Below are 20,726 nucleotides of genomic sequence, written 5' to 3'. Positions count from 1 at the left end.
AGTTTTTATTACTCCTAGATCCAACCTGATTATTGTTACGAGTTATTATTGGCAACGATTAAAAATTACACTTTTGTTAGTGCATATACTAGTTTTACGTCACGGTTAAATACTAAATGTATAGGTTGTATTAAAATAAACTCGTGTATAATTAATCCCAAGTACCATCAAACCATGTACTACGGCGAAGTGGTATTTAGATATTGTAATTTTAGCGGTTTAATCAATGAAACTATATTTATCATCATTTAAAATTGGCGACGAAGGGCAAAGGCTGGCGCACATGGTAGGCGGGAATAAACGCATTGCTATTATTTCCAATGCATTAGACTGTTATTCGGATTTAGAGAGACGTAAAAAAGGTGAAGATCTTGAAATTGCCGAGTTAAAACTTCTCGGATTAAAACCCGAAATATTAGACCTACGTAAGTATTTCGGAAAACGTGATGAGTTGGAATTATTCCTACGCAATTTTGATGCGGTTTGGGTTCGCGGTGGAAACTGTTTTGTACTCCGTGTGGCGATGAAAAAAAGTGGGTTTGACGATATCATAAATAAATATGAAGGTTCTGATTTTGTTTATGCAGGGTACAGTGCAGGTGCGTGTGTTTTATCTCCTTCACTCAAGGGAATTGATTTTGTGGACAATCCACTAGCTCTGCAAGATGCCTATCCCAAAGAAAAAGTTTGCTGGGAAGGTTTGGGCATAATTGATTTTGCTTTCGAGCCTCATTACAAATCAGATCATCCGGAGTCTGCTGACATTGACAAAGAAATTGAGCATTTGATTGATAACAAAATCCTTTTTAAGGCGTTTAGAGACGGTGAAGTGTATATCAAAGATTACGATAAATAAGTTTAGAAGCGTAAGTTGTCTACTTCAACAACCTATTCAACATAAACATCATTCTATTGCACAGCTTTCCTTATTAAAGAAATAATATACTTCTCAAAATCAATTCTCAGGTGACTAAAGTTAGGAATTTCCTTTTGCAGTTTATTGTAAATACTGTATGACCAAACAGGAACGCTTTTTACCATCTCTTTGCTGGGTAATCCAAACAAAGAATTCATACGAACTTTTGATCCGATAGTCTCATCAGAATATTTTTCGGTAATATATTTTTCGATCTCGTATGGAATGATGTAAGAAATTGCGTTATAAATATCCTTTTGGGAGTTTGAGAAAGGTTTGAAAAATATTTTTATTTCTGTCTTAAGCACTTTCGGATCAAAACCGTGATCTTCCGCTAAAATATATAAGTCAACATATTTCGTATCAGGTAGTACTTTTTCAAGGATTTTAATTGTACCAAAGACGGTATTTCCTTGACCTATTTCATCGTCAACAAATAATACGTGTTTTATACTGGAAATACCCTGAATTGTATTTATTACTTTACTGAGGTAGGTGTTTGGATTTAGATATTCATTTCCGCTTGATACATTCTTTTTTGTAAATCTGTAATAGGGAATAGTCAGTAATTTGGGAATGACTAAACCAAGTTCTATATAGACTAATTCCGCAATCTTTGACATTGACATTCCGGAATCACCGGCGCCGACAATAAGATCAAAGTGTATATTTTGATTGACAATAAGCCTTTTTAGTAATTTGACATAATTATGGAAATTATCTCTGCCTTTATCTTCTAGTTGCATAGCTTCATGTTATCATTATTAAGTGGACTTTATTGTAATAATGGTACTATGTATATTTTTCAAAATATCTTGTTTAAGTAAGTCATATTTAATAAATGATTCACAAAAAAGTTGCCGTAATCGTTTGGACCATCGACCCTGTTGGAAAAAGAAGATTTCTCATTCGCCATAACAAACCTTTTAATGGCTACGATGACGAGTGGACTATTATATTTGGAGATATAAAAAAGGGGGAAAGCTTGAAAATTGCCGCAAAAAAAGAGACAAGTGAGGAATATGGCATTAATACTTTTGATGAAACTAAAAACTTAGATTATAAAATCGAGTTTGACGGAAAGCATGGACCAACTGAGGCTCATTTTATTGCCTTAAAAGTAAAAGATATAGATATCCAAATTATTCTTTATGAAGAAAGTATTGGTTATGATTGGATGTTGATTGAAAGAGTTTATGAAGTAATGAAACACGAGGATGAAAAACAGGCCTTTACTCTATTGTAAACTTATCTCTATCGCGTATTCATGTTTTTAAAAAGTTATGTTTTTTGGGATATCTTATTCTTACTAATTTTCATATTTATTTTTTAATCAGTTCTAATACCTGTGGAAGTTTTTTATACCCATCTTCTGACCCAAAGTGTCCACCACCCTCAAGTAATATATATTTGGCATTTAACCTATTACTCGTATCTTTGGCTGCCAGTGCGGTATAGTAAGGATCATTATCGGAGTGAATTACATAAATATCCTTAACGTTTCTTTTTATAGCCTTATGGTTTATCTTTGTTTTCCAAAATGATTTATGACCTTCACATAAATCATCGTAATCCCACACCGAAACAAGAATCATCTTTTTAAACTTGTATCTTTCCGCCAGTCTCATAGCTAGTAAGTTACCAAGGCTATGTCCGACAATAATTGTGTCTGTATTTAAAACACTATTTGATTCAATGAACTTAAGAATTTTAGCCATATTGGGTGCATCTTTTCGCATCTCTGGAATATCTGTGAAGTTAGTTACATACCCGATCCTTGCTAACTCTTTTTGTAGCCATGGATACCAATTGTCGGAAATATTTGAATACCAGCTTTGTAAAAATAAAACGTTTTTCATGATAAACGGTATTTTAAATATATAATAATAAAGAAACAATTGTAAAAAGTAGTTGTTTTTAAAACATTCGTAATTACTTGATTAATAAAAGGAAACTTTTGTTATTTTTTATCTATTAAATATATTCATATAACTACACATGCATTGTCTATAAATAATCAAGTGTACTTATCTTGACAAATAAGTAATATATTTTTATTAGAAGACCTATAGTGTATAATAGGTTTCATGAAATATGAATTATTTATAGAGACAAGCTTTGTTAGAGTCCTAACCACGCAAGATGGATCACCCTTTCCGGCGCACACGGGTGAGATTTGCAAGGTTTGCCCTGCACGTATATCACAAGCTTGTACACCCTTTGGTGGTATAGTCCCACCCATGTGCGGTGGGGGTTTAAATAACCAAACTCTTGTACCCATAACACATATAGAAGATATGAATTGTTATAATAATCTATCGGAATCATGCATTATTTAAGAAAGTAAAACACGGGGTAAGTTGCACACACGTAATTTTGAAATGTTGTATAAACATACCCGGAACAGTTTAAATTAGTTAAGGAAAAACTTAAAATATATTAAGTATTAAATATGGCCTGCGAATATACAAAAGATGATACATGTTGGTTGGTAGAAATGCGGCAAAAAATAAACGGTCTTGGAATTCACGAAAGAACCGCAAGAACAAGAGCATCGAAAGCCAGAAATATTGATGAATTTATTAGGTTTAGCAGTGAGGCAAATAAATTTCAAAATGATATCACAAGACTAGATATTGAAATAAACTCTAGGGGACCGTGTAAGAATTGCGGGCAAACCTTTTGAAGTATTTTCTCAACCAAAGTATTTGTATTTGAACAGCTTTGTCTTGTAACACGGAAAGTATTTTTGTTTAATCTTTACTTGATCAATATTTCAGTGTTTTTCTTTGCAGGGTCCAACCTTTTCAATGCCTGGTTTGAAAGATGGCGTAAGGTCAGATTAACACTTATTTAGTTATCAATTTCACGCATATCATGGGTATTATTAATATTTACTGTTAAATATCTGATTTGGTCATAAAGTCCGCTTGCATTCAAAGTGATTTCTTGCACCAGGATTTTCTCGGATGATAAAAACCCAAGTACTTTGTAAAATTTGTTGAAGTTATCGCCAAGGTCAATTATCTTTGTTTCACCGACTTTATATGACGACTGACCATTTATTGAAACCTCGTTACTTAGATTCATAAGAATACGCTTTGTTCTATCTCCACAAAGTGACGTAGATAAAATATGTAGAGTATCGACATTGAACAAAAGATTTGATTTAACGACCGAATCAATGCGGCAATTATCAAAAGGTTCTTCAAAAAGCACAATTTCTTCCTGTGTCGTGTTGTTGACTAATACATACTTACCGGATTGCGGAAGATTACTGCTGTCAATATTTACATAGTCATAGTAGAGCATATATACCTCGTTTGCAAAATGAAACTCTTCAGTCAAGCCATTTTTGTTTTGAGATAATTCATTTCTCGATAACGGTTGAGAGAATTTGTAAGATTCATTTGTTTCAACATCTTCTAATTTTGATCCCCGTAATCCATGGTTAACCGAGTTAAAAGAAATACTTGCGATGGCAAGTCCAGTAGAAATTCCAATTACCAATATTAAAAAAGGGTGTTTGTGAAGAAACGTTAATATATGAGAAATATATTTTTGTAACTGCATTAACTAATACTACATCAAAGTTAATAATTAGCGTAATCTATTATCATCTACTTTTTAAGAGTAGGTATTTGAGTAGTTATATTTTGGTTGTATGATATTAATTGTTGGGAGGTGATTAATTATGAAGGTACTTAAATTTGGAGCTGTGTGGTGTGCAGGTTGTCTTGTCATGAAACCAAGGTGGGCAGAGATTGAAAAAGAAAATCCGTGGCTAGAAACGATATATTTTGATTTCGATGAAGACAAACATATGGTTGAAAAGTACAAAATCAATAATAATCTACCAACCTTCGTTTTTCTTGACAGAAATGAAAATGAAGTGCTGCGCTTAAACGGTGAGGTGTCAAAAGAAGAATTACTGAATGTAATTAACGAGCACAAGGGAGAATAAAACGACAACGCAAATAGGAACTTGGGTGTAGTGTAAGTAATCGCAATCTATGATCAAAATAATTTCGAAACTGATTTTTATTGTTGTGTTATTGGTAATATCCGTTAAACCTGCAATGTCCAAAGACGCACAAGTTAACGTCTATTTCTTTTGGGGAGAAGGATGCCCTCACTGCGCCAAGGAAAAGCCGTTTTTGGAATCTCTAGAGAGAAAATATCCCGAAGTTAATGTTGTTGATTTCGAAATATGGAATAACAAAGACAACAGAGAATTGTTGATGGATGTCAGTGAAATACTAAATTTTGAAGTGTCCGGGGTACCATTAACCATTGTCGGCAACAAAGAATTTGTCGGTTTCAATGAATCGGTAATTTCAAAACAAATTGAGAACCACATTAACACATGTATCAATAATTCTTGTGATGATTCTTTGGCAAATTTGGTTGGACTTACAAAGAATAATTTAGAATATGGACAAGTTGATGTAAGTGAAATAAACGAAACACAGGCAAAAGACAACCAAGTATTTCCCGATAAAATAGATATTCCTATTTTTGGTGAGATAACAACAAAGTCATTATCACTTCCTATTTTTACTATAATATTGGGGGCATTAGATGGCTTTAATCCGTGTGCGATGTGGACTCTTTTATTTCTAATAAGTTTACTTCTTGGCATGAAAGATAAGAAAAGACGATGGATTTTGGGAACGACCTTCATAATTACATCGGGGTTTGTTTACTTTCTATTTATGGCTGCGTGGCTAAATATAATTTTGTTTATCGGATTTATTGTATGGGTGAGATCCTTGATCGCTCTGATTGCACTTTTAGGAGGCAGTTACAACTTAAGAGAGTATTTTGTTAACAAAAATAGCGGTTGTAAAGTGACAGGTGATGAGAAACGAAGAATAGTATTTGAAAAAATTAAAGCGATTACACAACAAAAAAAGTTTGCCATAGCTTTAATGGGGATTATAATTCTTGCTTTTGCTGTAAACCTGGTTGAGCTAATCTGCTCGGCAGGATTACCAGTTATTTTTACGCAAGTTCTTAGTCTAAGTAATCTCCCCACGTGGCAATATTATTTATACATGATGTTGTACATTTTTATTTTCATGCTTGATGACCTATTTGTATTTTTTACAGCAATGCTTACTCTCGAGATGACGGGTATCAGCACCAAGTACAGTAGGGTATCACATCTAATTGGCGGACTATTAATGATTACAATTGGCTTACTTTTGTTTTTCAAGCCTGAATGGTTAATGTTTGGGTAAAATATACGATACATAACTTCAAGGTTGTGGTCTTTTGTCGCCAAGTTATGACCATACTTCATTCCCGACTTAACAAGTCGTGATTTACATATAGATGCAATTATTATTCAGCTAACATAAATCGTGGTAAAATACAAAAATGTGCGGAAGATTTGGCTCAAGCTTTGGTGCTCAAGATTTAGCAAAAACGTATGATTTGATAAGCCAGCCTGATTTTGAGATTAAATCCAACTCGGACATTAGGCCATCACAGTTGATAGTCACACTTACCAAAAACTCTCCACTAGTTGCACGGCAAATGCGTTGGGGATTTATTCCTACATGGGCTGATCCATCCAAGACTAAAATTAAACCGATTAATGCAAGAAGTGATAAACTTGGTGGTAATTTTTATAGATCCGATTTTGAAAGTAATCGCTGTCTAATTCCTGCATCATTTTTTTATGAATGGAAGAAAGAGAAAATAGAGGGAAAACTAGTAAAAACGCCTTTCAGGTTCAAAATTAAGGATACTAATATATTTTCATTTGCCGGCATTTACTCATCACACCAAGATGCCGAAGGAAAAATCCACTATATGACAGCAATCATTACAACAAGTGCAAACTCGTTAATGAAAAAAGTGCACGACAGAATGCCTGTTATTATTGATATAAACGATACTGCAAAATACTTTGAAAGTTTACAAAAAGCCAAGATGTTATTGAAACCGTATGATGAGGAAAGGATGGAGTGTGAGGAAGTAAATACAGTTTAGATTGATGCTTATAAAGCTTAGCGACAATTTAGCTATTCGTTGTCAAATTATCTGCAAATTACTTTGTTTTCGCTTTATAAATAATTAGGTTGTCCGCGGAATCGTACACCATTTCTCCACATAACGTGCTATTTCCAAACGGCAACTCGTATTCTACTTTGCTGATACCATTAAGATTCAGATGTAATTTACCCGCTTGAGTGTATTCTGGTAATTCCCCGCTTGGCAAATCACCCACTCTCCATGGTTCACCGCTTTGGTTTTGTTCTCCTTTGATTGACATTCTTTCGATTATTCTAACATAACTTTGCATGGATATTTAACATTTTCAACAAATACTTGTATTAAAATGAATAAGATTTAAACTCATTACAATGCTAAAAAAGCAAATACTAATTTCTGCTGAGTCACCCAAAATCTACGACGAGTTTTCATCACTTGGTATCCCTTGCACATTTCGTCTTGGGAAAGTTGCTCACAACCCATCACAAGACTTAGATACAATTGAATTTGCTCACACACTTTCTTCATACTTAGCGCAAGGGGCTTTCCCAGACAACAATACGATAAGTATCGGAATTACAACAATTGTAGTCGTAAATAATCACAAGATAAAAAAACCTACCGATGAAAATAATTTGTACGAACTATTCATCCTACTTTCAAAAACACCACATACATTTGTAACCAGTTTTACGCTCCTTGACGAAGAAAACAATCATAGCCAAAGTAATCACAAAGAACATGTGGTAGAAAATTTTACGAACTACTTAGGGCAATCTTTCAACAACCCTCGAAGCAAGGTAAAGAATATATTTGATGATATGTTTTATAAGTACTCACTTGTTGGCGATCTAGTCAAAGAAGCGGTGAGTAATTTTATACATCCATTAGAAAATGCGAACCAAATACGTACCTCCATACCTGTATATCAAAATTCACTTAACACTTCAATCTTTAAACATGTCGATAAAAATGTTTACGAAACTACTTCATTTGATAAAACTGGGTCATCAACATCTTTTAGTATCTATAACGTTTCTACAAACGCTTCGTTACCTAAGACTGGCCACACATCAACAACGGAAGTATTTCGCGATAGTCAAAATATAGTCACTCAAAATGATACCGTTCACACGGTAGAGCAAAGGATTATTAACAATGAAGCACAAATAATATTGGATAAACCAGATAGAATTTTTCAACAAGATATGACACGCGAGAAAGATGTAAGCCAAATAGAAAAGACTGGTATTCATTTCAAGTTTAACATGAATTTAGACAAGTCTCACGACTCTGATAACAATTTACAAGATGTGAATAAAACGACGTTTAATAAAAGAGCCAATCAGAAATCAAATATACAAAAAGAGAGAGTTAAAGAACATGACAGCGATTTGATAAGTAATGAAAACACAGAAACAAGCACAAAAACACATACCGAAAAAGGCAATAAACAAAGTATACGGACAAGCACTCATACTAAAAAAGATTTTGACAAGCGAGAAAATATTATTAATAATGTCGGGAAAATAGTTGAGTTATATCAGTGGTTTTCACAAGGGGATTTCATTACCCGTTTTATTTTTGCGCTTATAATTGGTTTGGTTATTTCTCTAGTAATGTTTGGCATTGCAGTATTGTAACCACACTTTGCTATGCATTAGTATTTTTTTCGTAAACGGATGAAAAGGTTCGCAAAATGAGTCAAACCTGTGAATTAACTTTATATTTTTTTTCAAGATCAAAACCTGGTGGATACTATTAGGTGGAAGTTTTGTTATTTAAATAATGCGCTTACTTACAACTATTAAAGATTAGTGTGTCGCCAATAGTATGGTTTAGTTACTAAAATAAGTATAATAAGTTATGCATAAAAATATTTATGTCTCACAGGCGAGAAAAAAAATTAGTCCTTTAACATCATACTTTGAAAATTTTAGCCGTAATTTCACTAAGTCATACGAGAAAAAGGACAATTTATCGGGTGAAAATGTGAAAGTGAGCCAAACGCTAGGCAGTATTTCCTATGTGTATGAGAAAATCCGTAATTCCGTGGAGTATAAAGGCGAGAACGTAATCAGAAGAAATGCTGTTGAAAGAATACTCAAAAGACTTCTTTGGGAAAAACCAAACTTGGAAAACGTTGATTTTGAGAAAGTATCAAGCACTTTATTAAAAGAGTTGGTTCAGGCAAAATACCTCCAAAATGACACTATTCCGGTTGAGAGTATAGGTGAAGTTGCGCAAATACTAAGTAAGTTTAACTTCATACTAAAAAACGCTAAATATTTGGCTAAATCAAAAAAGGATATGGAAGGTTGGTTAATTGGCATCGCATCAAGTGAAATAGAAGACTTACTTGATCCTTCCAACCGTGATCTTTTTGTTGATCTAATGCATCACTGGTTTATGGCAAATTTTACATGGAATGACGATGAATTAACCGAAGAGGAGAAAAGTTTGCAAGTCTATTTAGCAGTTCACCGGTCTTATACCAAGTCGGATGATGCGATTATGCGTTATCATTTGCTCACTAAAATATTTTTAACATGGAACAAAAATACAAAAGAAGATATTACACAATTTATTGATAATTTTTCCGAGATCTATGGTTTAATTGAAAAAAGCCTAAGTCATCCCAAAAGATTTCTGATATATAGAAAAGTGAAAAAAAGTGTTGCACCTTTCGATATTCTCCACGAAGTAGCTGTAAGTGAAAAAACTACACTAAATAAACTTGTTAATAAACCACAATTGTTCGAAGAAAATATTAGGCAGGTCTGCCTTAAAAAATATCAAGCTATAAAAACCAAAACAAGGAGAAGTATCCAAAGAAGTGTTGTTTATATTTTTGTAACAAAAATATTTATCGCACTTCTTGTCGAAATCCCGATCGAAATATATCTCGATGGTTCAGCTGATATATTTCCTCTTGTTTCAAACGTATTATTTCCACCCTTTTTAATGATATTAGTTGGATCAACCATAAAAACACCGGGTGAAAAAAACACCGATATCATTGTTAGAAGAATTCAAAACATCGTGTATCAAAAAAATACAAATAAAATTAGTGAATTTGCCTTAACATCCGTCAATAAAGGCTCGAGGTTAAAAACTATTTTTTCACTTTTTTATCTAATTACCTTTTTAGTGGTCTTTATGCTTCTTGCATTTATTTTAAGTTATGCGGGTTTTTCCGTAATTGCAACATTGATTTTCTTTGCATTTCTATCGTTAGTTCTCCTTTTTGTTATGAAAATTAAATTAAACGCCAATGAGATTAAGATATATTCCGATGAAGGAACAATCGGATTAATATTTGAAGTTCTATCGCTACCGTTTTTAAATCTTGGAATGTATCTTTCTCAAGGATTTTCGAAACTGAATATCTTTTCTGTAATTTTAGATTTTCTTATTGAAGCTCCACTTAAATCGATGGTTGAGGTATTGGAGGAGTGGTTTGCTTTTATCAGGAAAAAACGTGATGAAGTTGTTGACGTACCTTAAATAACCACTACCTAAAAGGTTAAGGTTTTCTGGTGAAAAGTTTGATCACAGCTTCGCTTAAAGTACACGTTCAACACGTAGCTTTCGTGAAGTTTAAATAACAAACCCAATACCATTCTGTGCGAATACCACGATGTGCAAGTGACGATTAAAAAGCAACTTTCCCCTTGTATTAATCATGGCAAATAATCTCTCGAAGCAATAAATATACTTCATTTAATTAAAGTAAGTATTACAAGTACTTTCATTATTAATTTATATATTCTCAAAAAAACTGCTAAAATACACGTATGATTATAGGACATGGCATCTCTAAAAATTACGGCACGGAAAATATTTTAAGTAATATTTCTTTTAAAGCCGGTAACGGTAGAAAAATCGGCGTTGTCGGAGCAAATGGTTGTGGCAAAACAACTCTTTTCAAAATAATTGCGGGAGAGATAAGCACGGACTCCGGAAGTTACCACAATCACGGCGAAACAATTGGATATGTTCCTCAAGAATTTGAATTTCCCGACGTAACTATCGGAGAATATCTCAAGAGTAAATTAAGTGAAGAGTGGGAAGAGTATAAGATTGATATTCTAATAAGTAAATTAAAATATGTAAATTACAATCCGGAACAAAAAATATCAACACTTAGTGAGGGTCAGAAGATGAAGGCAAAAATGATTGAGATGTTACTTGTCGACCCAACCATTCTTATCATTGATGAGCCAACCAACCATCTTGATATTGAAGGTATTGTATGGTTTGAAAATTATATTAAAAATTTAAATGAAACAGTCCTTCTAATTTCTCATGATCGACAATTTTTAAACATGGTAGTTGATGAAATATGGGAAATCGAAAAATCAGGTATCATTCGCTTTGTTGGAAATTACGATTTTTACAAAGAAGAAAAATTAAAACTAATTGAGAAATGGGATAATGACTTCAAACTATTTCTTAAAAAGAAGGATAAACTCGAACAGTTGTTAGCGAGTGCGAGAAAAATATCGGACGGAAAAAGCCGAGGAAAGGCAGTCAGTTCAGCCAAAAAAAGGATCGAAAGAGAAACTAAGGGAGAGAACGAAAAACACAAATATGAATCAAAGAGGCTAAAGGATATCGAATTTGTGACAGATATTACACATCGAAAAATGATGCTTGCCTTCAAGAATGTAAGTAAAGTTTATGACACTAGGGAAGTTTTTAAAGATTTAAACTTTAGTGTCTTGGGAGGAGAAAAGGTTTGGTTGTATGGTCCAAATGGTGCGGGTAAATCAACAATCGTTAAAATGATAGCAGGAGACGAACAACCAACCCATGGTGAAATAGAAATTGGCAATAATGTAAAAATGGGTTATTTTGCCCAGAAACAATCAAAAATATTAGATAATCGAAACTTGCTTACATGTTACCTGGAAGAAACAGGCTGTGCATACGGAAAAGCCTTCGGGGAATTGAAAAAGTTTTTATTCGAGAATGACGACCTAAAAAAACCGGTCAAAAATTTAAGTCCGGGTCAAAGGGCGCGATTTGCTCTGGCAATATTTACTCACAATAATTATGATTTGCTAATCTTAGATGAACCGACAAACCATTTAGATATCGAAACCAAAGAAGTTGTAGAAAATTCTTTAAGAGAGTTCAAGGGAACGGTTGTGTTGGTTTCCCATGACAGGTATTTCGTCGAGCGTGTGGGGATTACCAAGATGGCAAATCTAAGAAACGCTACGCTAAGCGTCTACAACGTCTAAATAGTCCTCTTTTCTAGCTTGAAAATTACAAACGTTTAATAACAACATACATTCAAAAAAGGGGATACGTGACCAATCCAAGTTACTACCAAGGTAGATGAGTTTTCTTGCGCAATATAACTTACTGCTTCGATATTTCTCCGTTAATCATTTCTTTAATACAGTGTATTATAAAATATCGATGATTTATGAAAAACACTGATTACACTTATTTGATTTTTGCAATTTTCTTTAGCGTTATTGTTACCGTTGGTGTTTCTATATTTTTTAGCAAAACACAGAACGAATTGGCTAATAATACTTATTCAACCGATTTACCTCAAACAATAAATCTACAGGAATTAAGTAAAACTGCTGCGATAGATACCGAATGTGATACGCTTAACTTACTTGAACACGTTGCTTACACTCAAGACGAAATAATAAGTGTAAAACTAATTGATGACAAATTGTGTGAAATGGATCTAAGTTGGGATAAAAAGATTGTGTATCCCTCCGCGTGGCATGCTATGTATCAAAAAACAAAATGGCCGGAGATTTCTTTTTACGAAATATCCGAACGTGAAGATAATTTACCCGATATAACTTTTAGAAAAACCAGCCTTGTGTACGACAAAACTATCGAAAATTCGCTGGATGAATTTCTTACGGCTCAAGACGAACAAATAGCTCACATGGCAGATAATGACCTTTTGGTATCTCCGCTATTTGTGCGTGATAATGTCATTGAGCAAACCTCATATGACTTTTTTGGTTATGAGGCAATAAAAGTTCATGTAAGAGCCTCAACTAATCTTGATTCTTATTATTATATTTTTATCGATCAGGATAACGCAATATGGGTAGCCATATTTTACGACGACGAGCTTATTGCAACGAATAAAGAATATTTATCTCCGGTCGTCACTTCGATTATTACGAATTAAACAACTCTGGTAATTAAGGGCAAAATCTGTAATGCTTAATAAGTGATTAATCTGCCAAAAAATATCAATCCGGTTGCATATTTTTGTGTTGAATTTGGTATAGATAATGAGTTACCTACTTACGCCGGAGGGTTGGGGATACTTGCCGGAGAAGTAATAAGTGCCGCCGCTGATATTAATTTTCCCATGATTGGTATTGGCTTGCTTCATAAGGGTAGAAAATTTGTCCAACATATCGACGAAACCGGTTATCAGCACGATTTGGATTCTGTATTTGACCCAAACACCTCTTTTCTTAGGGAAACGACAATTAACGGAAAACCTTTGATTATTGAAATATCATGTGGAGAAACAATAAAAGTACGCTCGTATTACATTCGTCTTGCCGACCACACTTTATTGTTTTTTCTTTCACCAAATGTTGACGGAAATTCCGAGGATTGGCGAGGACTTCTAAATACCATCTACTGGGGAGATGAAGATACTCAAATCAAGCAAAACATATTACTTGGAGTAGGTGGCGTCAAATTACTTGAAGCCTTAAAAATTAAGCCCTCTTTCTATCATTTAAATGAAGGTAGGCCTGCTTTTGTCGTTACGGAATTGATTAAACATCTTTCTGGTGTAGACAAGAAAGATGTCGAAAATTCTTGGAATTTAGCGCAGCAGTCAATTGTATATACTAACCACACTTTGGTAAAAGCAGGGAATGTAAGTTATGATCCACAAAAAGTTAGGCATTACTTAGAATTGATTGACGTACACAAACAACTTGATATCAACTTTATTATTGAAAAAGGAATTGAACAAGAAAGCAAGAGATTTGATATGACGCGATTTGCCCTAAACGCTTCACACAAGGTATCCGCAGTTAGCAAAGCGCATGGTAAAATCTCAAAAAAACTCTGGCCAAACTATAATTGGTATGCAATAACAAACGGAGTGCATTTACCACGTTGGCAGACACATGCTTTCAGAAACACTTCCATACACGACCGAGACTTATGGGACAATCATGTAAGAAAAAAAGCTGACCTGTCAAAAATGGTGCTAAACAGAACCGGTTTCAAATACGACCACAATCGTCTTGTCGTTACGTGGGCTAGACGGGTAGCCGGTTATAAGCAACCAAAAGCTGTAATTTCTGACTTAAACCGACTCGTTAAGATAATTACCCGTGAGAACAAAGCTATTCAACTTTTGTTTGCCGGCAAAGTTCACCCAGGCGATGACCAAAATAAGTTAGTTCTCCAGGAAATTATTCGCTATATGCAAAACGAGTTATCGGGATACGCTATTTTTGTACCCGATTACGACATATCACTCGCTAAATCTCTCGTATCAGGAAGCGACATATGGTTAAACACACCTAAACCCAACGAAGAAGCATCGGGAACATCAGGTATGAAAGCCTTGTCAAACGGAGTTCTTAATATGACAACGGTGGGTGGTTGGGCAAAAGAGGTCAACTGGGAAAATGTAGGTTGGAAACTTGATGACAACAATTTAAGTGCAAGTATTTATTCATCACTAGAAGAAGCTCAAGACATTTATTATGAAACAACCGGCGATTACCCTAAAACGTGGGTCGAGAGAATGCGTAAGTCTATCGAGCTTTCCAAAAATTTCACAGCCGATAGAATGCTTAAGGAATACGTAAAGTATTTATATTCTTAAAGTTCCTCTTCTTCCTCTTCTTCTTCATCACCAAGAGTTACATGTGTGGCAATAGTAGGTTTATCGTCATTTAAGACCTCATCGGCTAGGTAAAAATCATCTCCGGGTTTTAGTCTCGTAGTGTAATCGTTATTTGAATCTGCCGTGTCATCATCGGACTCGGGATCAGGTGAAGATCCTGCAATCGTATTTTCACCATAAACTTCGTCGTCCTGCCTTTTAATTATTTGTTTAATATCGGTTCTCGACATACAGGGGAATTTTACTATCTCACCGGAATCAAAACAAGAGGATGTTGACAACACGATACCAGATGTTTCACAATGGTATAAGCTATCGAATATGCCAAAAGACACAAAAAGTAAACAATCGTTGGATCAGATTGACTCAATTGAGAGCCAGTTGGCGGAAGATAGTGAGGAAAAAGTAATTAGTGTACGCATCCCTAAAAAGAAAAGCGAAAAAGAGGTTCCTCAAGAAAAAGAAGAAAAGGTTAACTCTTCGGATGATTTGCCCACACATGACGAAAAAGAATCAGATACCGAAAAAGCTGGTGTACAAAAAGATACTCAAGAAGTGGAAAATGTATCCTCTTTTAGCTTGCTTGATGCCGACAAAAAAGATGAAGATACGAAAATGGATAAAATACATAGTCCAAAAACTCCTTCACCCGACACGACTGGTGACAATGAAAACCCCGGAGAAGCAAAAACCGAGACACCGGTTTCACCTGATATAAAAAAGGATCCGAAAGAAGAAATTAAACAATGGCTCGATAGTGCCGATGGTGAAAACTCAAACGATGAACCTTCAGGAAATAAATTAAAAATATTTATTGTCTTCGTTATTGTCGCAATTGTACTCGGAGTCATAGGCGGAGGATTGTTTTATTATCAAAAAAATACACCTGATGCGATTGATAATACCCAGGTTACACCTACCCCGAATACCGTAATTCCAAGCCCAACTCCGCTACCCAATGTGACAACCAAACCTCTTGATTTGGAAAACATTAGTGTCAGTGTATTAAATGGATCGGGTAAAGCGGGGGAGGCGGGTAAGGCGGCTAAATTATTGACAGACGCGGGCTTCCAAGAAGCAACACCTGACAATGCCGACAGTTCAGACTTCACCATCACTTATGTTGTAGTTAAAAAAGATGCACCTGACGGATTGTATAAAGAAATTTCAGAGGTATTGGGCAAAACATATCAGGTAGAATTATCAGATGATATTCTCGATGACAAGTCAGAGTTTGACGCAGAAGTTACAATCGGTAGTTTAACTGCACAAGAAAGTCTTGAAAAAAGCGAATCCGAAGAAGAATAAGTTATTTGACTTCCTTTCCCACAGCCTCCGATAGATTTTTGTAACCGTCTTTTTTCATAAGGTCAACTATGCCTTCGTTTATTTGGGCGATAAGCTGAGGTCCCTGATAAATCATGCCTGTAATAAGCTGAACCAGAGTTGCACCCTTTTTAATTTTTGTATAGGCATCCTCAGCCGAGAATATGCCACCTGTTCCTATAATAGTTAATTTAGCTTTGTATTTTTTATATGTTTTCTCAATTAAAGCATTAGACAAATCCCAAGTGGGTTTTCCGCTTATCCCGCCTTTTAATCCTTCGGGGATAGTATCTTTGATGTTTTTATCCTTGTGATTTTTATTTAAGTTACCAATAACTACACCCGATACACGATATTTGATGCAAATTTTAAGCAACTTATCAAAGTCATTCCAGGCTAAATTGATAGGCATTTTAACAAATAGCGGTTTGTCGTATTTTATCGTGTTAATTTTCTTAAGTAGCTTGTCTAATTTTTCCGGTGTGGTAAACGGTTCCCCTCCGAATGTATTCGGGCAACTGATATTAAGAGTATACAAATTACCAACTCCCGCTTCGACTACTTTTTTGAAACACGAATAATAATCATTAATGCCACCGATGGTTGTTGAGGTAGTTGAACTATTTGTTTTAGCTATCGAAATACTGATTGGAAAATCCTGTGGAATATTGGATGTTTTTAGTTTTTGAATTATTTTTTTTACTCCAATATTTTTCAAGCCATAATAAACCACAAGCGCTTGTGATTTTGGCAATCGATATAACCTTGGTTTTGGATTTCCCTTGTAAGGTTTAAAAGTAATACTTCCTATTTCTGCAAATCCGAAACTGACATAGGGGAGTATGTCCACCAGGTTGGCGTTTTTGTCAAATCCTGCCGATAAACCAACGGGGCTTTTAAAGCGAATACCGTTTACTTTTTGCTCTAAGACGAAGTTTTCATAGTCGAAAAAATAACCGGTTAAGGTTTTGGTAAATGCGTACTTACCCAATAACCCCCCCACAACAGTAATCGTGTCGTGTACCATCTCAGGATCGAGTTTAAAAAACACCGGTTTCGCAAGGGTGCCGTAAAGGCGTGCTATCGTTTGGTAATTCATGCTAAACGCATTATAGCAAAAATCCGCACCTTTAACTTAGACTAATAGTGTGATGACTTTATATATTTATTTATAAAGTGTAAGTGTAAAGTGTAAAATACCGTTAATGGAAAATATAAAACCAAACGCCAGGGCATATGAACTGTTTCTTGCCCAGCATGGCATAAATCCGGTCGATGAAAAAGAGATCGTACCAGGTATAAACCCCCAACGTCTTTCGTATTTAAGACATTTAAGAGCACAGGAATATCTGCAAGGCAAAAAAGGAAGAAAAAAGAAATCTAGACGCTAATCATTAATCGACAACTATTCTCTCTCGGGCCAAGGATAAGGCATTAGTGAGGAAATAGGTATTTTATTTATAAGTCCATTCTCTTCAATAATTATTTGAATTTCAATATTACTTTTTAAGCTACTTTCCCATATCAACTGTTTACAAATATGACAATTTGGTCCCGTGATGGCAATAATATTAGTCTCACCATGTTGTGCGGCATGTGTCAAAGCGACGGCTTCAGAATGCATTGTCAGTGTCGCTGTGTCGGATTTGTAAGATGCACCTGTATAAATATTTCCCTTGTCAGTAAGCACACTTACACTAAAACCTTCGTTTTTGACTGGATAGCAATGCTTCATGGCTTTTTTGGCCATATCAAGCATTTTTATTAAATCGGCATGAGGTATGTCGTATAGCTTTCTTTTGTCTACTGTCGTATAAGAGTATTTCATAACTTGCGCTAAATATAGTTACATAGTCAATGTCTAACTATTTATTAGTCAAAAGGTTTTAATGTTATTGCAAGAAATCGGTAATTAAGTTTGCAATTGAAAATTTGGTATCGTTTCGCGGATCCTCGATAATAGTCCAGCCTTTTATCTTTACTAATTTTTCAAGTTCGTAATCATGCTTACCCACTACAACTGGAATATCCACTTTATCTAAAAAAGTAAAATCAGCGATACTGTCTCCAAAACCAATCGTCATACTATCTTTGTTTATGTCACTAAATATTTGTTTGACTATATCCTCTTTACTTTTGGAAAGTCCGTTATTTCTAATCACTTCACCCGAAAAGACATTATTCTTCTTTACAATTTCTGTCAAATAAGATGTATCGAAATTCAATTTGTGTACCAAAGGATATACGATTTCATTGATTGAACCGGATATTGCTATTGTTTTTGCGTTCACTCCATGTAGATAGTCAATACTTAATTTTGCGAATTCATAAACCTTATTAAAATTATATGCCCAAAACTTCTCTGCCTTAATTTTAATATCTTGATAACCTTTTCCCTCCAAACCCTTGGTGAATACATTAATTGATATGTCTACGGCTTGATCATAAGTAATAATATTTTTCTTGTATTGCAAAAAGGTTTCTTTTAGTTTGTCATATTGTTTGACAGGGAAGTCTCCTTCCGAATGCATAAATTCAACAAAATCAATCAGACTATAACCTTCATAAATAGTCTTGTCTATGTCAAAGATAGCTGTAATGTCTCTTGTCATGTGAAGATGTAAGTCATTTTATGGAAATTATAAATTATCGCGCCATCTAATAATATCACTTGATATTTTAAAACAATCGATTACTGGAAGATATAGCCATAAACATACGGATATTTCAACTGCTCTAGTTATCTATTTGACTTACACTTATGTAACTTTTTCAATTTCTTTTTTTATACTTTTCGAAAATAGTATACGTGTATGACCGACAATATCAAGTTTAATATTAATTGCACCCTTTATCGTTAGATTCTTATTCGGTATTACATGATTATCAAGTGAAGGATATATATTTACAATTTTAGAATTTACGCTTGTAATTGCATTTTGCCTTACCAGTAGTTTGGACCCAGGTTCAATTTCTTCTAAGTTAAATACTTTCAATTTCCCAAATACACTTCCACCAAACGGTACGGCAATACATATTGCCTTGTTTATACGTCTTTCGTAATCGGGTAACAGCAACAACTCCTTGGCAATAATTCCACCCTTACTGTGTGCAACAATTACAAAATTCTTGAGGTCGTTTTTGTCGATCAAGTTTTTAACTCTATTAACGCTTTCTTCTATCGAGAGAGTGCCGTGTACCAGATTTTTTACAGGAATTATTTTATAACCTTTTCTGTTTAACACATCACCAATTTGTTTCAAGCAATACCAATTTCCTCCAAAACCCGGAATGATTAAGGCTTGTTTTTCGCCAATATTCCATATGGCGGGAGGTGTTTTGTGAACAATCGACAATATTTTCAATTTGAGAATTAGAAAATATTCTCTAAATACATCTAAGATGTTTTTAATCATTATCGTAAAGTAACCAAATTTGTTAAATCGAAAAATAAAAAGAAGTTGTGTCTAACTTCGCTCAACGATCCCTTCTTTACTTTTTAACATCTTTAGAAAAAATACAGACTAGTTACACTATGTCGTAATTATATTTATTAACAAGAAGGTAAAAATACCTTGATATCCTGGAGCGGGAAACGGGTCTCGAACCCGCGACCTTCAGTTTGGAAAACTGACGCTCTAACCAACTGAGCTATTCCCGCGAATCTTTGAGCGGGATAAAATATTTCTTTCCCCCGCAATTAGCTTTCTATTCTACTACATGGCAAAGAATCGCTCAACGACATAAGCATACTGCGTTTACAAACTACACCTCGTGTATTCAAAAGCGATTACCAGTATTAATGATACGTAAAAAAGTACATTAAATATAAACGAAATATTTTTATATTTTCTTCTCTCCAGTAAATATACCAGGTGGTATGTCAATGCCAAAATAAATCCCAATATCCCGGCTATATAAATATCGGTAGATTTAATAATTGGTGTTTTTAGATACCCGATTGTAAACAATAGATACCCAAAAAATAACTTAAGGAAGAAAGTTTCACCTTCTGATAAAAGAATTTTTATGTTTACAGTCTTTTTTGTTACTACCCCAAGGGAAAACTTAAGGATAATAAAAATGCCTATAATTAGCGATATCGTAGCTAATTCTTCGCTTAAATATTTAAGTGTGTTAGTTTGTATTAGACAATTAAACATTGTTACTTTTCATTACTGATTCTAATTTTATAAATACAACTCCAACAATGCAAAGAAGAGTTGAAGTACAAGCCGACAGCATGCAGTATGGGCAAATTGATTTAAGTACAATTAACTGAAGATAGACGAAGTAGATTGAAGCAAGTAGTCCTACAAATGTAAAATAACTAACGATTTTAAGTAGTCTCTCCTTTTCAAGCAACCACGACAAGACACTAAGCACTAATACTAAGCCGTAATACAACATACCGGTTAACGACAGGGGGATTATACCAAATATTACAGAGTACTTACTGGTTGTAACTTCCTGACAGCCACCCAATGTACAACCACCAAGGGGATTGATGTAATGCTCGTACGTCAAATAGCCGGCATCAACTAATCCAATCAGCGCTATAAGTGACAATATTATCCAGATTTTTGACTTCCACTTCATTATTTAGTG

General features: G+C 34.4%; 24 protein-coding genes and 1 tRNA gene. 13 read left to right on the top strand and 12 right to left on the bottom strand.

The window, feature by feature from the left end; translation table 11 throughout:
• The first annotated feature begins 226 nt into the window (after positions 1–226).
• Positions 227–856 (top strand): Type 1 glutamine amidotransferase-like domain-containing protein, encoded by a 630-nt coding sequence (locus tag IPM62_03520; GenBank protein ID QQS38426.1) that lies wholly within the window; start codon positions 227–229, stop codon positions 854–856.
• Positions 857–909: 53 nt separating this feature from the next.
• On the opposite strand, the gene IPM62_03515 is transcribed toward IPM62_03520, so the two are convergent.
• Entirely contained in the window at positions 910–1,662 is a 753-nt protein-coding gene (locus IPM62_03515) for a phosphoribosyltransferase (GenBank protein QQS38425.1), read from the bottom strand.
• 95 nt (positions 1,663–1,757) lie between these two features.
• Here IPM62_03515 and IPM62_03510 point away from each other — a divergent pair, with 95 nt between their 5' ends.
• Positions 1,758–2,162, top strand: a complete 405-nt coding sequence (locus IPM62_03510) for an NUDIX hydrolase (protein QQS38424.1) — start codon at positions 1,758–1,760, stop codon at positions 2,160–2,162.
• 76 nt (positions 2,163–2,238) lie between these two features.
• Here IPM62_03510 and IPM62_03505 read toward each other — a convergent pair whose 3' ends face one another.
• On the bottom strand, positions 2,239–2,775 hold the full coding sequence (locus tag IPM62_03505) for an alpha/beta hydrolase (GenBank protein QQS38423.1): 537 nt from the start codon (positions 2,773–2,775) through the stop codon (positions 2,239–2,241).
• A gap of 593 nt (positions 2,776–3,368) precedes the next feature.
• Here IPM62_03505 and IPM62_03500 point away from each other — a divergent pair.
• On the top strand, positions 3,369–3,602 hold the full coding sequence (locus IPM62_03500; GenBank protein QQS38422.1) for a hypothetical protein: 234 nt from the start codon (positions 3,369–3,371) through the stop codon (positions 3,600–3,602).
• Positions 3,603–3,769: 167 nt separating this feature from the next.
• Here IPM62_03500 and IPM62_03495 read toward each other — a convergent pair whose 3' ends face one another.
• Entirely contained in the window at positions 3,770–4,489 is a 720-nt protein-coding gene (locus IPM62_03495; GenBank protein ID QQS38421.1) for a hypothetical protein, read from the bottom strand.
• A gap of 121 nt (positions 4,490–4,610) precedes the next feature.
• Here IPM62_03495 and IPM62_03490 point away from each other — a divergent pair, with 121 nt between their 5' ends.
• The 3 genes from IPM62_03490 to IPM62_03480 all read left to right on the top strand — a co-directional run bounded on the left by IPM62_03490 (position 4,611) and on the right by IPM62_03480 (position 6,916).
• Positions 4,611–4,880, top strand: coding sequence for a thioredoxin family protein (locus tag IPM62_03490; GenBank protein ID QQS38420.1), 270 nt, complete (start codon positions 4,611–4,613; stop codon positions 4,878–4,880).
• A gap of 49 nt (positions 4,881–4,929) precedes the next feature.
• Positions 4,930–6,159 carry a hypothetical protein gene (locus tag IPM62_03485; protein ID QQS38419.1) on the top strand — a complete coding sequence of 410 codons (1,230 nt, stop codon included), beginning with the start codon at positions 4,930–4,932 and terminating at the stop codon, positions 6,157–6,159.
• 139 nt (positions 6,160–6,298) lie between these two features.
• Positions 6,299–6,916: an SOS response-associated peptidase gene (locus IPM62_03480; protein QQS38418.1), complete on the top strand. Its 618-nt coding sequence runs from the start codon at positions 6,299–6,301 to the stop codon at positions 6,914–6,916.
• Positions 6,917–6,974: 58 nt separating this feature from the next.
• Here IPM62_03480 and IPM62_03475 read toward each other — a convergent pair whose 3' ends face one another.
• Positions 6,975–7,229, bottom strand: a complete 255-nt coding sequence (locus IPM62_03475) for a hypothetical protein (protein QQS38417.1) — start codon at positions 7,227–7,229, stop codon at positions 6,975–6,977.
• 61 nt (positions 7,230–7,290) lie between these two features.
• Here IPM62_03475 and IPM62_03470 point away from each other — a divergent pair, with 61 nt between their 5' ends.
• The 5 genes from IPM62_03470 (at position 7,291) to glgP (ending at position 14,771) form a co-directional block, all read left to right on the top strand.
• Positions 7,291–8,562, top strand: coding sequence for a hypothetical protein (locus IPM62_03470; protein QQS38416.1), 1,272 nt, complete (start codon positions 7,291–7,293; stop codon positions 8,560–8,562).
• A 223-nt stretch (positions 8,563–8,785) separates the two neighbouring features.
• Positions 8,786–10,426, top strand: a complete 1,641-nt coding sequence (locus tag IPM62_03465; GenBank protein ID QQS38415.1) for a hypothetical protein — start codon at positions 8,786–8,788, stop codon at positions 10,424–10,426.
• Positions 10,427–10,716: 290 nt separating this feature from the next.
• Positions 10,717–12,168, top strand: a complete 1,452-nt coding sequence (locus IPM62_03460; protein QQS38414.1) for an ABC-F family ATP-binding cassette domain-containing protein — start codon at positions 10,717–10,719, stop codon at positions 12,166–12,168.
• Positions 12,169–12,356: 188 nt separating this feature from the next.
• Positions 12,357–13,094: a hypothetical protein gene (locus tag IPM62_03455; GenBank protein ID QQS38413.1), complete on the top strand. Its 738-nt coding sequence runs from the start codon at positions 12,357–12,359 to the stop codon at positions 13,092–13,094.
• A 42-nt stretch (positions 13,095–13,136) separates the two neighbouring features.
• Complete coding sequence (gene glgP / locus IPM62_03450) at positions 13,137–14,771, top strand: alpha-glucan family phosphorylase (protein QQS38412.1); 1,635 nt, start codon at positions 13,137–13,139, stop codon at positions 14,769–14,771.
• Here glgP and IPM62_03445 read toward each other — a convergent pair.
• Positions 14,768–15,022: a hypothetical protein gene (locus tag IPM62_03445; GenBank protein ID QQS38411.1), complete on the bottom strand. Its 255-nt coding sequence runs from the start codon at positions 15,020–15,022 to the stop codon at positions 14,768–14,770. The genes glgP and IPM62_03445 overlap by 4 nt on opposite strands.
• A gap of 91 nt (positions 15,023–15,113) precedes the next feature.
• Here IPM62_03445 and IPM62_03440 point away from each other — a divergent pair, with 91 nt between their 5' ends.
• Positions 15,114–16,100, top strand: coding sequence for a LytR C-terminal domain-containing protein (locus IPM62_03440; GenBank protein QQS38410.1), 987 nt, complete (start codon positions 15,114–15,116; stop codon positions 16,098–16,100).
• A 1-nt stretch (position 16,101) separates the two neighbouring features.
• Here IPM62_03440 and IPM62_03435 read toward each other — a convergent pair whose 3' ends face one another.
• On the bottom strand, positions 16,102–17,217 hold the full coding sequence (locus IPM62_03435; protein ID QQS38409.1) for a quinone-dependent dihydroorotate dehydrogenase: 1,116 nt from the start codon (positions 17,215–17,217) through the stop codon (positions 16,102–16,104).
• Between the two features lie 106 nt (positions 17,218–17,323).
• Between IPM62_03435 and IPM62_03430 the strand changes: the two genes are divergently transcribed.
• The gene (locus IPM62_03430; GenBank protein QQS38408.1) at positions 17,324–17,509 is read left to right on the top strand and encodes a hypothetical protein; all 186 of its coding nucleotides are present in this window, start codon (positions 17,324–17,326) and stop codon (positions 17,507–17,509) included.
• Positions 17,510–17,523: 14 nt separating this feature from the next.
• On the opposite strand, the gene IPM62_03425 is transcribed toward IPM62_03430, so the two are convergent.
• The 6 genes from IPM62_03425 to IPM62_03400 all read right to left on the bottom strand — a co-directional run bounded on the left by IPM62_03425 (position 17,524) and on the right by IPM62_03400 (position 20,717).
• A complete protein-coding gene (locus tag IPM62_03425; GenBank protein ID QQS38407.1) occupies positions 17,524–17,946 on the bottom strand; it encodes a hypothetical protein in 423 nt (140 codons plus the stop codon).
• A gap of 64 nt (positions 17,947–18,010) precedes the next feature.
• The gene (locus tag IPM62_03420; protein ID QQS38406.1) at positions 18,011–18,730 is read right to left on the bottom strand and encodes a haloacid dehalogenase-like hydrolase; all 720 of its coding nucleotides are present in this window, start codon (positions 18,728–18,730) and stop codon (positions 18,011–18,013) included.
• 147 nt (positions 18,731–18,877) lie between these two features.
• Positions 18,878–19,534 carry a hypothetical protein gene (locus IPM62_03415; GenBank protein ID QQS38405.1) on the bottom strand — a complete coding sequence of 219 codons (657 nt, stop codon included), beginning with the start codon at positions 19,532–19,534 and terminating at the stop codon, positions 18,878–18,880.
• A gap of 168 nt (positions 19,535–19,702) precedes the next feature.
• A tRNA-Gly gene (locus tag IPM62_03410) sits at positions 19,703–19,779 on the bottom strand.
• 97 nt (positions 19,780–19,876) lie between these two features.
• Positions 19,877–20,281 carry a hypothetical protein gene (locus IPM62_03405; GenBank protein QQS38404.1) on the bottom strand — a complete coding sequence of 135 codons (405 nt, stop codon included), beginning with the start codon at positions 20,279–20,281 and terminating at the stop codon, positions 19,877–19,879.
• The gene (locus tag IPM62_03400) at positions 20,274–20,717 is read right to left on the bottom strand and encodes a vitamin K epoxide reductase family protein (GenBank protein ID QQS38403.1); all 444 of its coding nucleotides are present in this window, start codon (positions 20,715–20,717) and stop codon (positions 20,274–20,276) included. Before IPM62_03400 ends, IPM62_03405 begins: the two co-directional genes overlap by 8 nt.
• Positions 20,718–20,726: the final 9 nt, after the last annotated feature.

Source organism: Candidatus Woesebacteria bacterium, assembly GCA_016700095.1.
GTDB lineage: Bacteria > Patescibacteriota > Microgenomatia > UBA8517 > UBA8517.
This window is presented reverse-complemented; position numbering and strand designations above follow the sequence as displayed.

Excerpts from the sequence above, each read along its gene's own strand:
- IPM62_03520 (QQS38426.1), top strand. The coding sequence starts at position 227 with ATGAAACTATATTTATCATCATTTAAAATTGGCGACGAAGGGCAAAGG.
- IPM62_03515 (QQS38425.1), bottom strand. The coding sequence starts at position 1,662 with ATGCAACTAGAAGATAAAGGCAGAGATAATTTCCATAATTATGTCAAA.
- IPM62_03510 (QQS38424.1), top strand. The coding sequence starts at position 1,758 with ATGATTCACAAAAAAGTTGCCGTAATCGTTTGGACCATCGACCCTGTT.
- IPM62_03505 (QQS38423.1), bottom strand. The coding sequence starts at position 2,775 with ATGAAAAACGTTTTATTTTTACAAAGCTGGTATTCAAATATTTCCGAC.
- IPM62_03500 (QQS38422.1), top strand. The coding sequence starts at position 3,369 with ATGGCCTGCGAATATACAAAAGATGATACATGTTGGTTGGTAGAAATG.
- IPM62_03495 (QQS38421.1), bottom strand. The coding sequence starts at position 4,489 with ATGCAGTTACAAAAATATATTTCTCATATATTAACGTTTCTTCACAAA.
- IPM62_03490 (QQS38420.1), top strand. The coding sequence starts at position 4,611 with ATGAAGGTACTTAAATTTGGAGCTGTGTGGTGTGCAGGTTGTCTTGTC.
- IPM62_03485 (QQS38419.1), top strand. The coding sequence starts at position 4,930 with ATGATCAAAATAATTTCGAAACTGATTTTTATTGTTGTGTTATTGGTA.
- IPM62_03480 (QQS38418.1), top strand. The coding sequence starts at position 6,299 with ATGTGCGGAAGATTTGGCTCAAGCTTTGGTGCTCAAGATTTAGCAAAA.
- IPM62_03475 (QQS38417.1), bottom strand. The coding sequence starts at position 7,229 with ATGCAAAGTTATGTTAGAATAATCGAAAGAATGTCAATCAAAGGAGAA.
- IPM62_03470 (QQS38416.1), top strand. The coding sequence starts at position 7,291 with ATGCTAAAAAAGCAAATACTAATTTCTGCTGAGTCACCCAAAATCTAC.
- IPM62_03465 (QQS38415.1), top strand. The coding sequence starts at position 8,786 with ATGCATAAAAATATTTATGTCTCACAGGCGAGAAAAAAAATTAGTCCT.
- IPM62_03460 (QQS38414.1), top strand. The coding sequence starts at position 10,717 with ATGATTATAGGACATGGCATCTCTAAAAATTACGGCACGGAAAATATT.
- IPM62_03455 (QQS38413.1), top strand. The coding sequence starts at position 12,357 with ATGAAAAACACTGATTACACTTATTTGATTTTTGCAATTTTCTTTAGC.
- IPM62_03445 (QQS38411.1), bottom strand. The coding sequence starts at position 15,022 with ATGTCGAGAACCGATATTAAACAAATAATTAAAAGGCAGGACGACGAA.
- IPM62_03440 (QQS38410.1), top strand. The coding sequence starts at position 15,114 with ATGCCAAAAGACACAAAAAGTAAACAATCGTTGGATCAGATTGACTCA.
- IPM62_03435 (QQS38409.1), bottom strand. The coding sequence starts at position 17,217 with ATGAATTACCAAACGATAGCACGCCTTTACGGCACCCTTGCGAAACCG.
- IPM62_03430 (QQS38408.1), top strand. The coding sequence starts at position 17,324 with ATGGAAAATATAAAACCAAACGCCAGGGCATATGAACTGTTTCTTGCC.
- IPM62_03425 (QQS38407.1), bottom strand. The coding sequence starts at position 17,946 with ATGAAATACTCTTATACGACAGTAGACAAAAGAAAGCTATACGACATA.
- IPM62_03420 (QQS38406.1), bottom strand. The coding sequence starts at position 18,730 with ATGACAAGAGACATTACAGCTATCTTTGACATAGACAAGACTATTTAT.
- IPM62_03415 (QQS38405.1), bottom strand. The coding sequence starts at position 19,534 with ATGATTAAAAACATCTTAGATGTATTTAGAGAATATTTTCTAATTCTC.
- IPM62_03405 (QQS38404.1), bottom strand. The coding sequence starts at position 20,281 with ATGTTTAATTGTCTAATACAAACTAACACACTTAAATATTTAAGCGAA.
- IPM62_03400 (QQS38403.1), bottom strand. The coding sequence starts at position 20,717 with ATGAAGTGGAAGTCAAAAATCTGGATAATATTGTCACTTATAGCGCTG.